Origin of the sequence: Sphingobium quisquiliarum P25, assembly GCF_000445065.1 — a bacterium.
Classification (GTDB): domain Bacteria; phylum Pseudomonadota; class Alphaproteobacteria; order Sphingomonadales; family Sphingomonadaceae; genus Sphingobium; species Sphingobium quisquiliarum.
The window spans coordinates 1-16,301 of record NZ_ATHO01000150.1 but is presented as its reverse complement, the minus strand read 5'-3'; the positions used below and the strand labels follow the sequence as shown (position 1 = coordinate 16,301).

The 16,301-nt window shown below is 64.7% G+C and carries 12 protein-coding genes; 6 read left to right on the top strand and 6 right to left on the bottom strand.

Features of this window, described 5'->3' with window-relative positions; translation table 11 throughout:
* The first annotated feature begins 412 nt into the window (after positions 1-412).
* Together L288_RS38545 and L288_RS38540 are read left to right on the top strand one after the other, a co-directional pair.
* A complete protein-coding gene (locus L288_RS38545; protein ID WP_030540597.1) occupies positions 413-1,663 on the top strand; it encodes a lipoprotein-releasing ABC transporter permease subunit in 1,251 nt (416 codons plus the stop codon).
* Complete coding sequence (locus L288_RS38540) at positions 1,656-2,345, top strand: ABC transporter ATP-binding protein (protein ID WP_021239496.1); 690 nt, start codon at positions 1,656-1,658, stop codon at positions 2,343-2,345. The genes L288_RS38545 and L288_RS38540 overlap by 8 nt, the downstream gene beginning before the upstream one ends.
* On the opposite strand, the gene L288_RS38535 is transcribed toward L288_RS38540, so the two are convergent.
* The gene (locus tag L288_RS38535; protein WP_021239495.1) at positions 2,331-4,139 is read right to left on the bottom strand and encodes a diguanylate cyclase; all 1,809 of its coding nucleotides are present in this window, start codon (positions 4,137-4,139) and stop codon (positions 2,331-2,333) included. The two genes, L288_RS38540 and L288_RS38535, sit on opposite strands and share 15 nt — an antisense overlap.
* Before the next feature lie 179 nt (positions 4,140-4,318).
* On the opposite strand from L288_RS38535, the gene dnaE reads away from it, so the two are divergent.
* From dnaE to hppD, 4 genes are all read left to right on the top strand, one after another.
* The gene (gene dnaE / locus L288_RS38530; protein WP_031304779.1) at positions 4,319-7,855 is read left to right on the top strand and encodes a DNA polymerase III subunit alpha; all 3,537 of its coding nucleotides are present in this window, start codon (positions 4,319-4,321) and stop codon (positions 7,853-7,855) included.
* 103 nt (positions 7,856-7,958) lie between these two features.
* Positions 7,959-8,972 (top strand): fatty acid desaturase family protein, encoded by a 1,014-nt coding sequence (locus L288_RS38525; protein ID WP_021239493.1) that lies wholly within the window; start codon positions 7,959-7,961, stop codon positions 8,970-8,972.
* A 178-nt stretch (positions 8,973-9,150) separates the two neighbouring features.
* Entirely contained in the window at positions 9,151-10,017 is an 867-nt protein-coding gene (phhA, locus tag L288_RS38520) for a phenylalanine 4-monooxygenase (protein WP_031304778.1), read from the top strand.
* Between the two features lie 46 nt (positions 10,018-10,063).
* A complete protein-coding gene (gene hppD / locus L288_RS38515; protein WP_021239491.1) occupies positions 10,064-11,155 on the top strand; it encodes a 4-hydroxyphenylpyruvate dioxygenase in 1,092 nt (363 codons plus the stop codon).
* Here hppD and L288_RS0122105 read toward each other — a convergent pair.
* From L288_RS0122105 to L288_RS38495, 5 genes are read right to left on the bottom strand one after another with little or no spacing between them, the layout of a single operon-like run.
* Positions 11,082-12,071, bottom strand: a complete 990-nt coding sequence (locus L288_RS0122105; protein ID WP_021239490.1) for an enoyl-CoA hydratase/isomerase family protein — start codon at positions 12,069-12,071, stop codon at positions 11,082-11,084. The two genes, hppD and L288_RS0122105, sit on opposite strands and share 74 nt — an antisense overlap.
* Positions 12,068-13,168: a phosphotransferase gene (locus L288_RS38510; RefSeq protein ID WP_021239489.1), complete on the bottom strand. Its 1,101-nt coding sequence runs from the start codon at positions 13,166-13,168 to the stop codon at positions 12,068-12,070. Before L288_RS38510 ends, L288_RS0122105 begins: the two co-directional genes overlap by 4 nt.
* Positions 13,132-14,322 carry an acyl-CoA dehydrogenase family protein gene (locus tag L288_RS38505; protein WP_021239488.1) on the bottom strand — a complete coding sequence of 397 codons (1,191 nt, stop codon included), beginning with the start codon at positions 14,320-14,322 and terminating at the stop codon, positions 13,132-13,134. Before L288_RS38505 ends, L288_RS38510 begins: the two co-directional genes overlap by 37 nt.
* Positions 14,319-15,083, bottom strand: coding sequence for an SDR family NAD(P)-dependent oxidoreductase (locus tag L288_RS38500; RefSeq protein ID WP_021239487.1), 765 nt, complete (start codon positions 15,081-15,083; stop codon positions 14,319-14,321). Before L288_RS38500 ends, L288_RS38505 begins: the two co-directional genes overlap by 4 nt.
* Before the next feature lie 20 nt (positions 15,084-15,103).
* Positions 15,104-16,288, bottom strand: a complete 1,185-nt coding sequence (locus tag L288_RS38495) for an acetyl-CoA C-acyltransferase (protein ID WP_021239486.1) — start codon at positions 16,286-16,288, stop codon at positions 15,104-15,106.
* Positions 16,289-16,301 lie beyond the last annotated feature (13 nt).

The window sequence follows — 16,301 nt, the reverse complement described above, 5'->3', positions numbered from 1 at the left end:
ACGATGCCCGGCCCCATGCGGCGGCCGTGCCACGCGGATATGGTTGAGCGATTTTCGGGATTCAAGATGATGCACGCATGCAATGCCACTGGAATCAAAAGTGCCCGGACCGTGTTTTCACGATCCGGGCACTGATGGACGATTGCTCGTCTCCCCCTTGGTCTGCCTCAACCGCTTTTCAGCCCCCTAAGCTCAAAGCGGGATGCAGTATCCCTGAACCACGGCCATTTTTACCTGTGCTTCGACAAACTTGCTATGGCTCCAGCAGCCCGCTGTCACGGGCTATTTCCGGCCGCAGCCATTTTCCTCACGGCCCTGTGGCTGACTTGCAACAATCCGTGGCGCTTGCCGTTACCCGATACCCTGCTAGACGGGCAGGGCACATCCTTCCTCAAGGGGCCGTTCGCGCCACATGATATTATCTCGCTATGAACGCATGATCGCCAAGCGCTATCTGCTGCCCGGCAAAGGCGAAGGCTTCATCTTCCTTGTCGCTGGGATCAGCCTGGCCGCCGTGATGCTTGGCGTCGCCGCGCTCATCATCGTGATGAGCGTCATGAACGGCTTTCGCGCCGAACTGTTCGACAAGATCGTCGGCTTGAACGGCCATGCCGTGGTCCAGGGCTATGGCGGCCGCCTGCCCGACTGGCGGGCCGTGCTGAAGGAAGCGCAGGCGACGCCCGGCGTCACCAGCGCGACGCCGCTGATCGAACAGCCGCTGCTGGGCAGCTTCCAGGGCCGGGTCGAAGCGGTGCTGGTGCGCGGCATGACCGTAAGGGACATCCGCAGCAATGCGACGCTCAAGGGCAAGGTGCTGGCCGGCAGCCTCGATGACCTGACGCCCAATGGCGGGAAGGTGGCCATCGGATCGCGCCTCGCCGAAAATCTGGGTGTCCAGCTCGGCGACAGCCTGACCATCATCAATCCGGCGGGACGGTCCACCCCCTTCGGTACGGTGCCGCGCCAGGTCGCCTATCAGGTCGCGGCGATCTTCGAAGTGGGCGTCTATGACTATGACAAGGCGTTCGTCGTCATGCCCATGGAGGACGCGCAGACGCTGCTGCTGCTCGGCGATGTCGTGGGGATGATAGAGGTGGAGACGGTCGATGCGGACAAGGTCGGCGCGATCCTCCAGCCGCTGGCCGCCAAGGTCGCCGGACGCGCGGTCGTCACCGACTGGCGGCAGATGAACGCATCGCTGTTCGAAGCGCTCGCGGTCGAGCGGGTCGCGATGTTCGTGGTGCTCTCGATCATCGTTCTGGTGGCGGTGTTCAACATATTGTCGTCGCTGATCATGCTGGTCCGTGCCAAGACGCGTGACATAGCCATTTTGCGCACGATGGGCGCGAGCCGGGCGGGGCTGGTCAAGATCTTCATGACGGTGGGCGTCACCATCGGGTCGCTCGGCATGGCGGCGGGCATGGTGCTTGGCTTCACCTTCCTCTTCTTCCGGCAGAGCGTGGTGAACGCGATCCAGTTCCTGACCGGCCAGAATCTCTGGGACCCCTCGATCCGATTCCTGACGGAACTTCCCGCCAAGCCGGACCCGGTGGAGATTGCCATCATCTGCCTGATGGCGCTGATCTTCAGCTTCCTCGCCACGCTCTATCCGGCCTTCAAAGCCGCCAATACCGATCCTGTGCAGGTGCTGCGCTATGAATGACATTTTGAAGGTCGCGGGGCTGCGGCGCAGCTTCACCCAGGGCGGCGTCACCATCGACGTGCTGCGGGGCATCGATCTTAACATCGCGCAGGGAGAGATCGTTGCGCTGCTCGGCCCTTCCGGGTCGGGCAAGTCCACGTTGCTCCAGGCGGTGGGGCTGCTGGAAGGCGGCTTCGACGGGTCGATCCGCATCGATGGAGAGGAAGCGGCCAGGCTGGATAATGACGGCCGCACCCGGTTGCGGCGGGATGCGCTGGGCTTCGTCTATCAGTTCCATCACCTGCTGCCCGACTTCAACGCGGCCGAAAATGTCATCCTGCCGCAGGTCATTCGCGACCGGACCATGGATGAAGCGCGGGCGCGCGCGGAATCGCTCCTGACCTCGCTCGGCCTTGGCCACCGGCTGGACCACCGTCCAAGTCAGTTGTCGGGAGGCGAGCAGCAGCGCGTCGCCGTCGCCCGCGCGCTCGCCAACCGCCCCGCACTGGTGCTGGCGGACGAGCCGACCGGCAATCTGGACGAACGCACCGCCGACATCGTGCTGGCCGAATTCCTCCGCCTCGTGCGCGAAGAAGGCTCGGCGGCCCTCGTCGCGACGCATAATGAACGGCTCGCGGAAAAGATGGACCGCGTCGTGCGGCTGCACGAGGGCCTGCTGGAGGATGGATCAGGCCAGGGCTGACGCCCCGTCCCTGACCGCCGCGACGACGATCTGGTCGCGGCCCTGCGCCTTGGCGCGCAGCAGGGCGGCGTCGGCGGTCTGCACCAATGTTTCCGCGCGGCCATGGTCGGGGAAGACCGCAAGCCCGAAGGAGGCGGTCACCGGGCCGACTTCCTGCCGCCGATGCTCGACGCGCAGCTTGCGGATATGCTCCTGCACCTGCCGCGCCCGCGCCATCGCCTGCTCCAGGTTGAAGCCGGGCATCAGCAGCACGAACTCCTCCCCGCCCAGGCGGAAGGCATATCCATCCTCGCGCAGGGCATCGTTCAGCACGCCGCCCACCGCGCGCAGCACCGCGTCGCCCGCGTCATGGCCATGGCTGTCGTTGAACCGCTTGAAATGGTCGATATCGACCATCAGGCAGGCGAGGGGCGACTTGTTGCGCTCCGCCCGCATGGTCTCATCGGCCAGCGCCGTATCGAACCGCCGCCGGTTCGACAGGCCGGTGAGCGCGTCGACCATCGCCATTTCGCGCAACGCATCGCGCAGCCGCAGGTTGGCGAGCGCAAGCCCGATATTCTCGGCCAGCATCTCCAGATATTTCTCGGCCCGTTCCCGTTGCGCGGGCAGGACGCTCGCCGGTTCCTCGAAATAGAGCAGCCCGATGCTTTCCCCCTGAACGGACAGGGGAACGCAGATGGTCGGCCGGGTCATCCCTTCGCCCAGATGCTCGCAGGGAATGTCGATCATCTCGCCGCTGGGCTTGTGCAACTGGCCACGGCGCAGCGCCCAGCAGGCTCCGGGCGAAAATTCCAGGGCCGACGCAGCGGGGGACAGCCATTCGCAGGCCTGCCGCATGGCGTTGCGCCGGGCGTCATGGATGTAGAGCCTTCCCGCAAAGCCGGTCGCGATCTCCGGCGCGAAACGGCGGACCACTTCGACAAGGTCGCTGGTGCTGTCGCAGCCCTGGAGCCGCTGGGTCATGCGCGACAGCAGATCGCGCATGATCCGGTCGGCGTCGCGTTCCTGCTCCAGCCGCTGCCTTTCCAGGCCGTTTTCCCGGAAGATGCGGATGGCCTGCGCCATGTCGCCGATTTCGTCCACCTGCGGGAAGTCGGGCGGGATCGCCTCGAAATCATGGGCGGCAAGGCGCGTCACGACATCGCTCAGCCGGACGACGGGGCGCAGGATGCGCTGCTTGAGGATGAAGTAGAGCACGCACAGGAACAGCAATGCCGTCGCGCCCAGCATGAATTCCGACATGCGCCGCCATTCGCGCGCGGCGTCGGTGGCGCGGGAAACGGCCGCTTCGGTGCGCTGGTCCAGAATATATTGGAACTTCGCGACCTGAGCCGCCGCATTGTCCAGCTCACGCCCATATTCATTGCCGAACAGGATGGCGCGGGCGGTATCGCCGTTGCCCGCCTGCGCCGCGGACAAGGCGGCCTCCTGCTCCTCAGTCAGCCCGTCTACCCAATGCAGCGCCTGTTGCAGGGCACTGAGTTCGCCCGGCGTCGCCCCGGCGTCCTTGAAGTTCGCGATGCGCTGCTCGACGGAGCGGAGCGCGGCCTTGTCCCGGCGGTAGGCGATCAGATGGGTGGGGTCCCCCGTAATGGCATAGGCGCGGGCCTGCTCGGTCTGGCGATAGCTGTCCTCCAGCAGCGCACTGGTCATCTGGTCCAGCGTGGCGCGCTGCTGGACGGCGGCGCGTTCGGCCTGCTCGGCGCTGGACGCCATCAGCATGGTCGCGCCCGACGCCAGCGTCAGCGCGACAGTGGCGCCATAGGCCCAGTTGGTAATCGTGGATAAACGCATCCCTCAGCCTTAAGCCCAAGAAGTTTGGGCTTGCTTAACCGATTGCACCATGAAGGGGGAAGGGCGCGGCTGCCGGTCCCTCACGCTCATGCGCCGCGCGGCTTGGCCGGGCGCTTACTCACAGCTTTTCTGTCGCCGGGGACTGGCGTCGAATCATGTTCCGCGCCTATCACGGCACCATGCCCCATGCCGGTTTCGTACCCCTCCGCGTCTTTTCCTCCTTCACCATGCTGGAAGGCGCGATCGAGCCGAAGAAGATCGCGAAGCAGGCGCGCACGCTGGGCTTCCCCGCTGCGGCCATAACGGACCGGAATGGCCTCTATGGTTCGATGGCCTTTTCCGACGCCTGCAAGAGCGAAGGGGTTCAGCCCATCATCGGCGCGATGCTGGGCGTGCTGCGGCCGGGGCGGCCCGCCAACGCGGCGGCGGTGCATGACTGGATCGCCCTCTATGCGCAGGATGAAGCGGGCTACGACAATCTGTGCGCCCTTGTGTCCATGGCCCATCTCGACCGGCCGGTGGACGAAGCGCCGCATGTCACCCTGGATGCGATGGAAGGGCGGACGGATGGGCTGATTGCCCTGACCGCCGGGGGCGAGGGGGCGGTGGCCCGCCTGTTCGCGGAAGACCAGCCGGGCGCTGCCTTGGCCTATACGGAAAGGCTGGAGGCGCTTTTCCCCGGCCGGCTCTATATTGAAATCTGCCGCCGCTCGGACGCGATTGAGGAAAAGGCGGAGGCCGGCCTCATCGATCTGGCCTATGATCGCGACCTGCCGCTGGTCGCGACCAACCCCACCTGCTTTGCCGAACCGCATTTCCATGAAGCGCATGACGTGATGCTGTGCATCGCCGACGGCGCTTATGTGGAAACGGCGGACCGGCGCAAAAGCTGCCCCCACGCATGGATGAAACCGGCTGCGGAAATGAGCCGCCTGTTCGAGGACCTGCCCGAAGCCCTGGCGAACACGCTGGTGGTCGCGCAGCGCTGCGCCGTCGCCGCCCCCAAGCGCAAGCCGATCCTGCCCAGCCTTGCGGGCGACCGCGAAGGGGAGGAGCGGCTGCTGCGCGAACAGGCGATGGCGGGACTGGAAGCGCGGCTGGAGAAGCAGGGCATAGGGGACGAGGAAAGCCGCAAGCCCTATTTCGAGCGGTTGAAGTTCGAAACCGACATCATCGTCCAGATGGGCTTTCCCGGCTACTTCCTGATCGTTGCCGACTTCATTCAGTGGGCCAAGGCGCAGGACATTCCCGTAGGTCCCGGCCGCGGTTCGGGCGCTGGATCGGTCGTCGCCTGGGCGCTTACCATCACTGACCTCGATCCGTTGCAACTGGGGCTGCTGTTCGAACGCTTCCTCAATCCGGAGCGCGTTTCGATGCCGGACTTCGACATCGACTTTTGCGAAACGCGGCGCGGCGAGGTCATCCGCTATGTGCAGCAGAAATATGGATCCGATCACGTCGCGCAGATCATCACCTTCGGAAAGCTGAAGGCGCGCGCCGTGCTCAAGGACACGGGCCGCGTGCTGCAAATGAGCTATGGCCAGGTCGACCGCCTCGCCAAGCTGGTGCCCAACCACCCGACCGATCCCTGGACGCTGGAGCGGTCGCTGAACGGCGTGGCCGAATTCCGGGCGGAATATGACAATGACGGGCAGGTCAAGCGCCTGATCGATTATGCGATGAAGCTGGAGGGCTTTCCGCGTCACAGTTCCACCCACGCGGCTGGCGTGGTGATCGGCGATCGCCCGCTTTCGCAACTTGTGCCGCTATATCGCGACCCCCGGTCGGACATGCCGGTCACCCAGTTCGACATGAAATATGTCGAGGGCGCGGGACTGGTGAAGTTCGACTTCCTTGGCCTCAAGACGCTGTCGGTGCTGCAAAAGGCGGTGCAGTTGCTTGCCGGGCGGGGCGTTACCGTAGATCTCGACAGCCTCGGCTGGGATGATCCGGCCGTCTATGAACTGCTTCAACGCGGCGATACGGTGGGCGTGTTCCAGCTGGAATCCGAAGGCATGCGCAAGACGCTCGCCGCCGTACGCCCCACCAACTTCGCCGACATCATCGCGCTCGTCTCGCTCTACCGGCCGGGGCCGATGGACAACATCCCCATGTTCGGGCGGCGCAAAAACGGGCAGGAACAGATTGAATATCCGCACATCCTGCTGAAACCCATCCTGGAAGAAACCTACGGCATCTTCGTCTATCAGGAACAGGTGATGCAGGCCGCGCAGATCCTGGCGGGCTACAGCCTTGGCGACGCCGACCTCTTGCGCCGCGCCATGGGCAAGAAGATCAAGGCGGAGATGGACGCGCAGCGCGCCCGCTTCGTTGAAGGCTGCGCCAGGAGCGACATTTCGGCGGGCAAGGCCAACGAACTGTTCGATTTGATCGACAAGTTCGCTGGCTACGGCTTCAACAAATCCCACGCCGCCGCCTATGCCCTGCTCGCCTATCAGACGGCATGGCTGAAAGCGCATTATCCGGCGGAATTCTATGCCGCGTCGATGGCGTTCGATATCCATCTGACTGACAAGCTCACCGTCTTCGTTGACGATATGCGGCGCATGGGGCTGACCTGCCTGCCCCCCGACATCAACCGCAGCCTTGCCGATTTCTCGGTCGAAGCGATCGAACATGAAGGCGGCGACCCGCGCCTTGGCTTTGCCGTCCGTTACGCGCTGGGCGGTCTTAAGGGCGTGGGCGAAAAGGCGATGGAGCAGCTTGTCGCCGAACGGGACATGGGCGGGCCTTTCACGTCGCTGGACGATTTTGCCGACCGCATCGAACCGCGCCTTCTGAACCGGCGGCAGCTGGAAAGCCTGGCCGCGTCGGGCGCGTTCGACGGCATTCACCCCGATCGCGCTGGCGTCCACGCCGCCGCCGACACGATATTGAGCGTCGCGGCCAGCGCCGCCGAGGCGCGCGAAAGCGGGCAGGGCGGGCTTTTCGGCGATGTCGAAACGCCTCATGCCGACGTCCGCATTCCGCCGCATCAGACCTGGTCCACCGCTGATCGCATGGCGCAGGAAAAGGAAGCGTTCGGCTTCTATTTCTCCGCCCACCCGGTCGATCGCTATCGTCACCTTGCCGAAGCGCGGGGGGCGAAAAGCTATGGCGCGATCTGTGCCGAGCCGGTGGCGGAAGGCGGCCGCGCCAGCGCCGTGATGGCGGCCATGGTCGAAGAGGTGCGCTGGCGCGAAACCCGGCGCGGCGCGCGTTATGCCGCCGCGACCTTCTCCGACAGCAGCGGCCAGTTTCAGGCGAGCTGCTTCGAAGATGATGCGTGCAAGGCCATCGAGGATATGGCGCGCGAAGGCGACTGCGCGCTGCTGATGGTGGAACTGGACCGCTTGCCGGGGGAGGAAACGCCCCGCGTGACGATCAGGGGCGTCGAACCCTTCCACCAGCTTGCCAGCGCCTCTCGGATGAAGCTGGTGATCGACGCCAGCGATCCGGGCGCGGTGGATGCTCTGGCGCAACTGCTGACGCGCGCGCGCGGCGGACGCAGCGAAGTGTTCCTGCGCGCGCCTGTACGGGGTGGTCGTGCGGCGAAGCTGTTCCTGGGCGACGATTATCTGATCGGCGCGGATCAGGTCGACGCCATCGCCCTGCTGCCGGGCCTCACCATCCACTCATTCGAAAGGATGGATGCCAAGGCGGATGGTTACAGAGCCCAGAACCGCCGGTCGGGATTGAGGCTGGTGGCAAGCTGACCGGCGCGAGGCAGTGACGCGCGTCCGGGCCAGCGCTTGACGCCGGATCGCGGCGGTCATAGCGTCCGGCCCACGTCAGCGCTCTATTCGGAGACATACTCCCATGGAAGAAATCGCCACGGAGCGTCCGCCCGGATACCGCTACTCGCGGCGTGGCACGCTGGCGCTGATCCGGGAACTTTCGGTGATCGACGACCGGCGCAATGCGCTGCTGCTCCTTTTGCAATGGGTGATCGCCATCGGGGCCGGGGCGATCGCGATTCATGTCGACCGGGTTCCGGTTTACCTGCTTGCCGGGCTCGTCATCGGGTCGCGCATTCAGTGCCTGGCGGTGATGATGCACGACGCCTGTCACGGGATGCTGTTCAGCAACCGCCGCATCAACGACCTGATCGGCGATATATTCGTCGCTTACCCGCTCGGTTTCAGCATTCACCTGTACCGCGCGAACCATATGTATCACCACCGCTACACCAACACCCTGCGCGACCGCGACTATCGCGTCCAACGGAGGGACCCTGACCAGCATTTCCCCAAAAGCGGCCCCGCCATGACCTGGCTGCTGGTCCGCAGTGCGCTTGGCCTCAATTTCCATCGGATGGCGCGGGACAGCCGGGTCTGGGCGCCCTTCGCTAACTTCCACAATCCCGGACGTTTCGGCTACGACTTTCCGCTGAGCCTGCGCATTCGTTATGTGGTCTGGGCGCTGTGTTTTTACGGCCTGATGCTGTGGTCGCCCTGGCGCTGGCAGATATTGTGCCTCTTGCTGATCCCTCAATTCCTCTGGGCCAATGTCTTCAACCGGATTCGGGCGATGGCCGAACATAACGGCGTCGCCAATGAGCGGGAACTTAACGGCACGCGCACCGTCATCCCCACGCTTCTCGACCGGTTCCTGATCGCGCCCTTCAATGTGAGCTATCATCTGGAACATCATCTGTTCCCATCGGTGCCCTGGACCAACCTGCTCCGGTTGCACAGGCATTTGATGACCGACCCGGTCTATGCGGCGGACGCGCACATCACGCGCGGCTATTGGGGCGTGATCAGGGAATTGATGCCCCCTGCGGCAGCAAAGGACACCACGCTGGCCACGCCCGCCGAGGCGAAGCCGTAACCTCTGCATTCATCCAGGGCCTGCCTCCAGCGTGGCGCACCGCCAGTCCACCGCCAGCATTTTCCCCATGATGTGGAAATTTCATTCAAGGCGTCCCATCTGAGACATGCTGTCCAAGCATCCGCAGGCATGCCAAGACTGAACCCATTTTTCGCTGGAAATGGTTGGATTCATTATCATGTCGAACCATAGCGCGCCACCGCCCGGAGCGGCTACCGACTGGACCATTCCGCAGGATTGGGCCTCCTACTCTGCGGAGGAGCATGCGACATGGGACCGCCTGTTTGCGCGCCAGGCCGGGATGCTGCCGGACCGCGTGGTCCCGGCATTTATCGAAGGCCTGGACGTCCTGCGCATGACCAGGCCCGGCATTCCCGATTTCGATGAACTGAACGATCGCCTGTTCAGGGCCACCGGCTGGCAGGTTGTCGCTGTGCCGGGCCTCGTCCCCGACGAGACGTTTTTCGACCATCTCGCTCATCGCCGCTTCGTGGCCGGGCGCTTCATTCGGACGCCTGAACAACTTGATTACCTGAAAGAGCCGGACATCTTCCATGATGTGTTCGGGCATGTGCCGCTGCTCGTCCACCCGGCCTTTGCCGACTATATGCAGGCCTATGGCGAGGGCGGCCTGCGCGCCGCCAAGCTTGGCATGATCGAGGCGTTGGCGCGCCTCTACTGGTATACGGTCGAATTCGGCCTCATCCGGGATGGAGGTGGAGGCGGCCTGAAGCTCTATGGCGCCGGAATCGTCTCATCCTATGGCGAAAGCCTGTTCGCGCTTGACGATCCGTCCCCGAACCGGATCGCCTTCGACCTGGAGCGGGTCATGCGCACGCGCTACCGGATCGACGATTATCAGCAGAACTACTTCGTGATCGACAGCTTCGAAGATCTCCTCCGGCAGACCCGCGACGCTGACCTGGGGCCCGTCTATGAGCGGCTGCGCGGCCACCAACCGATCGACGCCGGTGCCCTCATGCCTGCGGACCGGGTCCTTCACGCAGGCACCCAGGCCCGTGCCGAAGCAAGAGCAAGGGTATGAATCACTCATCATTTCGCTCCCGGAAAATCTTGAGAGGAACCGGTCCATGACCCTGTTCGACAATCCCCTCGGCCTCGACGGTTTCGAATTTGTCGAATTCAGCGCGCCCGCTAAAGGCATGCTTGAACCGGTGTTCGCCGCCATGGGCTTCGTCATGATCGCCCGGCACCGGTCGAAGGACGTGCAACTGTGGCGGCAGGGCGGCATCAACCTGATCGCCAATTACGAGCCGCGCAGCCCCGCCGCCTATTTCGCGGCCGAACATGGTCCATCGGCCTGCGGCATGGGCTGGCGCGTGCGCAACGCGGCCAAGGCTTATGAACTGGCGGTCGAACGAGGCGCCGAGCCGGTGGATGTCAAGACCGGCCCCATGGAATTGCGCCTGCCTGCAATCCGCGGCATCGGCGGATCGATCATCTATCTCATCGACCGCTACGAAGATGAGGATGGCGGCCTGTCCATCTATGATATCGACTTCGTGTACGAACCGGGCGTCGACCGGCACCCCGAAGGCGCCGGTTTCAAGATAATCGATCACCTGACCCACAATGTCTATGGCGGCCGCATGGCCCATTGGGCGAGCTTCTACGAGCGCGTCTTCGGCTTCCGCGAGATTCGCTATTTCGACATCAAGGGGGAATATACCGGCCTCACCAGCAAGGCGATGACCGCGCCCGACGGCAAGATCCGTATCCCCTTGAACGAAGAGGGCAAGGCTGGCGGCGGCCAGATCGAAGAATTCCTGCGCGCCTATAATGGCGAAGGCATCCAGCATATCGCCTTCCTGTGCGACGACCTCATCGCCGCGTGGGACAAGCTCAAGGCGCTGGGCACCCCGTTGATGACCGCACCGCCCGCCACCTATTATGAGATGCTTGACGAACGCCTGCCCGGCCATGGCGAGCCGGTCGCGGAATTGCAGAAGCGCGGTATCCTGCTCGACGGTTCGACGCAGCAGGGCGATCCTCGCTTGCTGCTCCAGATCTTCGGGCAAGCCACGATCGGGCCGGTCTTCTTCGAATTCATTCAACGCAAGAAGGATGAAGGGTTCGGCGAAGGAAACTTCACCGCCCTGTTCGAGAGCATGGAGCGCGATCAGTTGCGCCGTGGCACCTTGAATGCAGGGGAGTCGGCGTGAGGTAGGGGGCGAAGCCCGCCGTGACGAGCCCGAACGTTTCGCGCTGATCCTGCCCGAAAACGAGATGCCAGTCGCGCCCACCAACTGGTCGTTCGGCCAATTGTGCAGCCTGGTCGGCGCGCCCCCCTACTACATGCGCGATCTGCCCGCGCCGCTGGCCGGCATCAATCTCCAATATGGCTTGGCATTCATCTGAACCGCCAGCCGCGGTTATGGCGCGAGTCTCGTGCTCCAATTGGCTCTCCAGCGGACTGCTTGCGCTTTCGAGGAGGAGCGCGCCGGCGCCTGCGATGGAAGCGGTCGCGCTGTGGGCCAGCATTTGCGCAGTGCGTGCCCCCTCCTCCGCGAAATCGGCGTCCGGCACCGTCCGCGTGACCATGCCGATGGTGGCGGCATCTTCAGCCGACACGCGGCGATTGGTAATGATGATTTCCTGCGCGCGGCGCAGCCCGACGTGACGCGGCAGCAGCCAGGACATGCCGCCGTCGGGGGTTAAGCCGACGCTGCCATAGGCGGCGGTGAAGTGCGCCGATTCCGCCGCGATCACGACGTCGCCCGAAATGGCGAGACTGAGCCCGGCGCCGGCCGCAGGGCCATTCACCAGCACCAGCAAGGGCTTGGGCATGCGCAGAAGCCGCGTCACTGCCATGTGCAGCGTTCCCGCCAGCCTATTGAGAAAGACCGGGACCTGGTCACCCGCGTCGGCAAAGGCGCTGATGTCCCCGCCGCCGCAGAACAGCTTCCCCATGCCTGTCAGCACGACGCAGCGGATTGCCGGATCGGTGTCGCACCGCATGGCCGCGTCCAGAAGCGCGTCCGCCATTGGCTGGTTCACTGTGTTGCCCGCCGCAGGGCGGTTCAGCGTCAGCGTCGCGATCGCGCCGTCGATCTCAAACAGAACGGGCAGGTCGCTCACTTGCATTTCTCCATCGCCTGGCGTGCCAGAGCGGACAGGCGGGGCAGGGCTTGGGCGCGTTCGCGTGCATGGGCTGATGCGGCGGTGCCGCGTATCACGCGCCCCTTGATGCCGTGGAAGATTGCCGCCAGCCGGAAAAAGTTGAAGGCGACGTAGAAATCCCAATTGGGAATGCCGGTGCGGCCGGTGCGTGCGCAATAGGCGGCGACATAATCCGCCTCTGACGGGATGTTCAGCGCCTGAAGGTCCGTTCCGCCCAGCCCCGCGACGATATCGGGAGGCATCTGGTACATCATCGCGTGATTGGCGAAGTCGGCAAGCGGATGCCCAAGCGTCGAGAGTTCCCAGTCGAGCACTGCCAGCACGCGCGGCTCGGTGGGGTGGAAGATCATATTGTCGCAGCGGAAATCCCCATGGACGATGCTGCTTTCCTCGCCAGCGGGAATATGATCCGGCAGCCAGGCGATCAGCGCGTCCATGTCCGGGTCGCGCCCGGCATCCTGATCTTCCAGATATTGGCGCGACCAGCGGCCGATCTGCCGCGTGAAATAGTTGCCCGGCCTGCCATAATCTTCCAGGCCAATCGCCGCATAGTCGACGCCGTGCAACTGCGCGATCGTGGCGTTCATCGCGTCGAAATAGGCGGGGCGCTCGTCGCGGGCCACGGAGGGGAAGGTGGCATCCCAGAAGATGCGCCCTTGGACCATTTCCATGACATAGAACCAGCTGCCGATGACGCTTTCGTCAGTGCACAGGCCATAGACCCGCGCCACCGGGAAGCCGGTGCCGCCTAGCGCCGTCAGCACCCGCGCCTCGCGATCGACCGCATGCGCGCCCTTCAGCGTAGTTCCCGGCGGCTTGCGCCTGAGCACATAGCTGCGGCCCGGAGTCACCAGCTTGTAGGTCGGATTGGATTGCCCGCCCTTGAACTGCTCGACCGTCAGCGGCCCGCGATAGCCCTCGACATGCGCCGTCATCCAGCGCTCCAGCGCCTCCTCGTCAAAACGATGGGCGTCGCGCACCGGGCTTGTCCCGGCATTGACCTCCTGCCCCAGGGCGCTCACGGCTGTTCCGTCCCGGCTTGCGCCGCTTTCCATTCGCGCTTGATCTTCTTGGCGAGGCTCCATTTATGGACCTCGGTCGGGCCATCATAGATGCGGAAGGCCCGGATCTCACGGAATACCTGCTCCACGATCGTGTCCTTGGTGACGCCCATGCCCCCCATTACCTGGACGCAGCGATCGGCGACCCGCATCAGCGCTTCGGACACCGCGACCTTGGTCATGGAGCTTTCGGCCGTGCCAAGCGATCCCGTGTCCAGCACATCCGCGCACCAATCGATCATCAGTTCGGCCTGTTTCAGGTCGATCAGGTTTTCCGCGAGCATGAAACCCACGCCTTCGTGGTCGATCAGCGTCTTGCCGAAGGCCATGCGCCGGTTGGCGTAGTCGGTGGCGATCTCATTCGCGCGAATGCAAGCGCCCAGCCATCGCATGCAGTGCGACAGCCGCGCCGGGCTGAGGCGCACCTGCGCATATTGGAAGCCTTCGCCAGAATTCCCCAGCATCTGATCGGCGGGCACCCGCAGATTGTCGATGGTCAGCACGGCATGGCCGCCGGGCATCGAACTGTCGATCGTGCCGGGGATATGGTCGATGCGGATCGCCGGATCGGGCAGGTCGACCAGGAACATGCAGGCGCCGTCCGCCGACTTGGCCATGACGATGCCGATGCCCGCGCCCTTCGCCCCGGTGATGAATGCCTTGCGCCCGTTGATGACCCAGTGATTGCCGTCCTGATGGCAGGCTGTCATCATCATCGACGGGTCGGAGCCAGCGCCGCCCTCCAGCGCCGGTTCGGTCATGAAGAAGGCGGACCGGGTGCGTCCTTCGACCAGGGGCCTCAGGAACCGCTCCCTGATCTGCGGGCTGCCCACCTTGCCCAGCAGATACATATTGCCCTCGTCGGGCGCGGCCGTGTTGCAGGCGAGCGGGCCCAGGGGCGACAGGCCCGTCTTTGCAAGCACGATCGCGGTCTCGCGCTGGGTGAGGTGACTGCCGTCCGGCAGGATGTGCGGCGTCAGAACCCCGGCTTCGCGCGCCTTCTGCTTGAGTTCGGCGACCAGTTCCTCCGCCGGACAGTCATGATGGTCGCGGCGGGGGTCGGTTTCATAGGCCGCCACCACATCGCGGACGAAGGCTTCCACCCTGGCCGCGATGGCGGCGGTGCGCTCTGGTCCGGCGCCGCTCATTTCGGCGCCATCCTGATCGCGCCGTCCAGGCGGATGACCTCGCCGTTCAGCATCGGATTGGCGACGATCTGCTCGACCATCAGCGCATATTCGTCAGGCTGGCCGAGACGGGCGGGGAAGGGGACCTGGCTGCCCAGCGAATCCTGCGCCTCCTGCGGCAGGCTGGCGAGCAGGGGGGTGAGGAAGATGCCCGGCGCGATGGTCATCACCCGGATGCCGTAGCGGGCGAACTCGCGCGCGATCGGCAGGGTCATGCCGACGACCCCGCCCTTGGACGCGGAGTAGGCGGCCTGGCCGATCTGGCCGTCGAAGGCGGCGACGCTGGCGGTGTTGACGATGACGCCGCGTTCCTCGACGCCCACCGTGTCGGCATCGTGGATGCGCGCCGCGAACTTTGAAAGGACGTTGAAGCTGCCGATCAGGTTGATGGTCACGATCTTCGAAAAGTCCGCGAGCGGGATTGCCTTGCCGTCGCGGCCGATGACTTTCGCCGGAGGGCCGATGCCAGCGCAGTTGACGAGGATGCGCGCTTTCCCGTTTAGCGCCTCGGCTTCCTCGATCGCGGTTTCGACGGCGGTTTCGTCAGTGACGTCGACCTGTGCGAAACGGCCGCCGATCGCCTTCGCATGCGCTTCGCCCAGTTCGGCGTTCAGGTCGAAGATCGTCACCTTCGCGCCTGCCCTCGCGAGTCGCGCTGCGGTCGCGCCGCCCAGGCCCGATGCGCCGCCGGTCACGATGGCGGCAACTCCTTCGATAATCATGCAAACCCCTTTTCGGACGATCAGTTGAGTTCGATAGCCATGGCGGTCGCTTCGCCGCCGCCGATGCACAGCGACGCCACGCCCCGCTTGAGACCGCGATTTTGAAGCGCGGCAATCAACGTCGCCACGATGCGCGCGCCGCTCGCGCCGATCGGATGACCAAGAGCGGTCGCGCCGCCGTTGACGTTGAGCTTGTCCGCCGGGATTCCGAGGTCTCTCGCCGCGATCATGGCGACGACGGCGAAGGCCTCATTCACCTCGAACAGATCGACATCGTCCACCGACCAGCCAGCCTTGTCCAGTACCTTGCGGATCGCGGGCACGGGCGCGGTCGTGAACAGCGCGGGCTCATGCGCGTGGGCGGCTGTGGCGGCAACCGTGGCGACGATGGGCAATCCGTGGCTTTCGGCGACGCTTTTGCGCGTCAGCACGAGCGCGGCTGCGCCATCGGAGATGGACGAGGCATTCGCGGCGGTGATCGTGCCGTCCTTGACGAATGCTGGTTTGAGGCCGGGAATCTTGTCCGGCTTCGCCTTGCCCGGCTGTTCGTCGGTATCGACGATCGTGCCGCCGTTCCGGCCGGGGACGGTGACGGGCGCGATCTCGCGCACGAAAGCGCCAGCCTCGATCGCCGCTCTGGCCCGGTTGAGCGAGCGGATCGCATAATCATCCTGCTCCTCGCGCGTGAACTGATAGTCGCGCACGGCCTGTTCGGCGAAGACGCCCATGGCCTTGCCCGGTTCATAGGCGTCCTCAAGCCCGTCCATCATCATCGTGTCGATGACGCGGTCATGGCCGATGCGCGCGCCGGAGCGGTGCTTGGGCAGGGCATAGGGGGCGTTCGTCATGCTTTCCATGCCGCCCGCGACGATGATCCCGGCCCCGCCCGCGGCAATCGCTTCGGCCGCCATGATCGCCGCCTGCATGCCCGATCCGCACATCTTGTTGACCGTGGTGGCTTCGACCGACCGGGGAAGGCCAGCGCCCAGCGCCGCCTGCCGTGCGGGCGCCTGACCAAGCCCGGCGGGAAGCACGCAGCCCATATAGATGCGGTCCACAGCGTCCGGCTGCACGCCCGCGCGCTCGACAGCGGCCTTGACCGCCACCGTGCCGAGTTCAGTGGCCTTGAGCGCCGAAAGCGCGCCCTGGAAACCCCCCATCGGGGTGCGGGCATAGCCAGCGATAACGACAGGATCGTCCTGCATCCTTGCTCTCCTA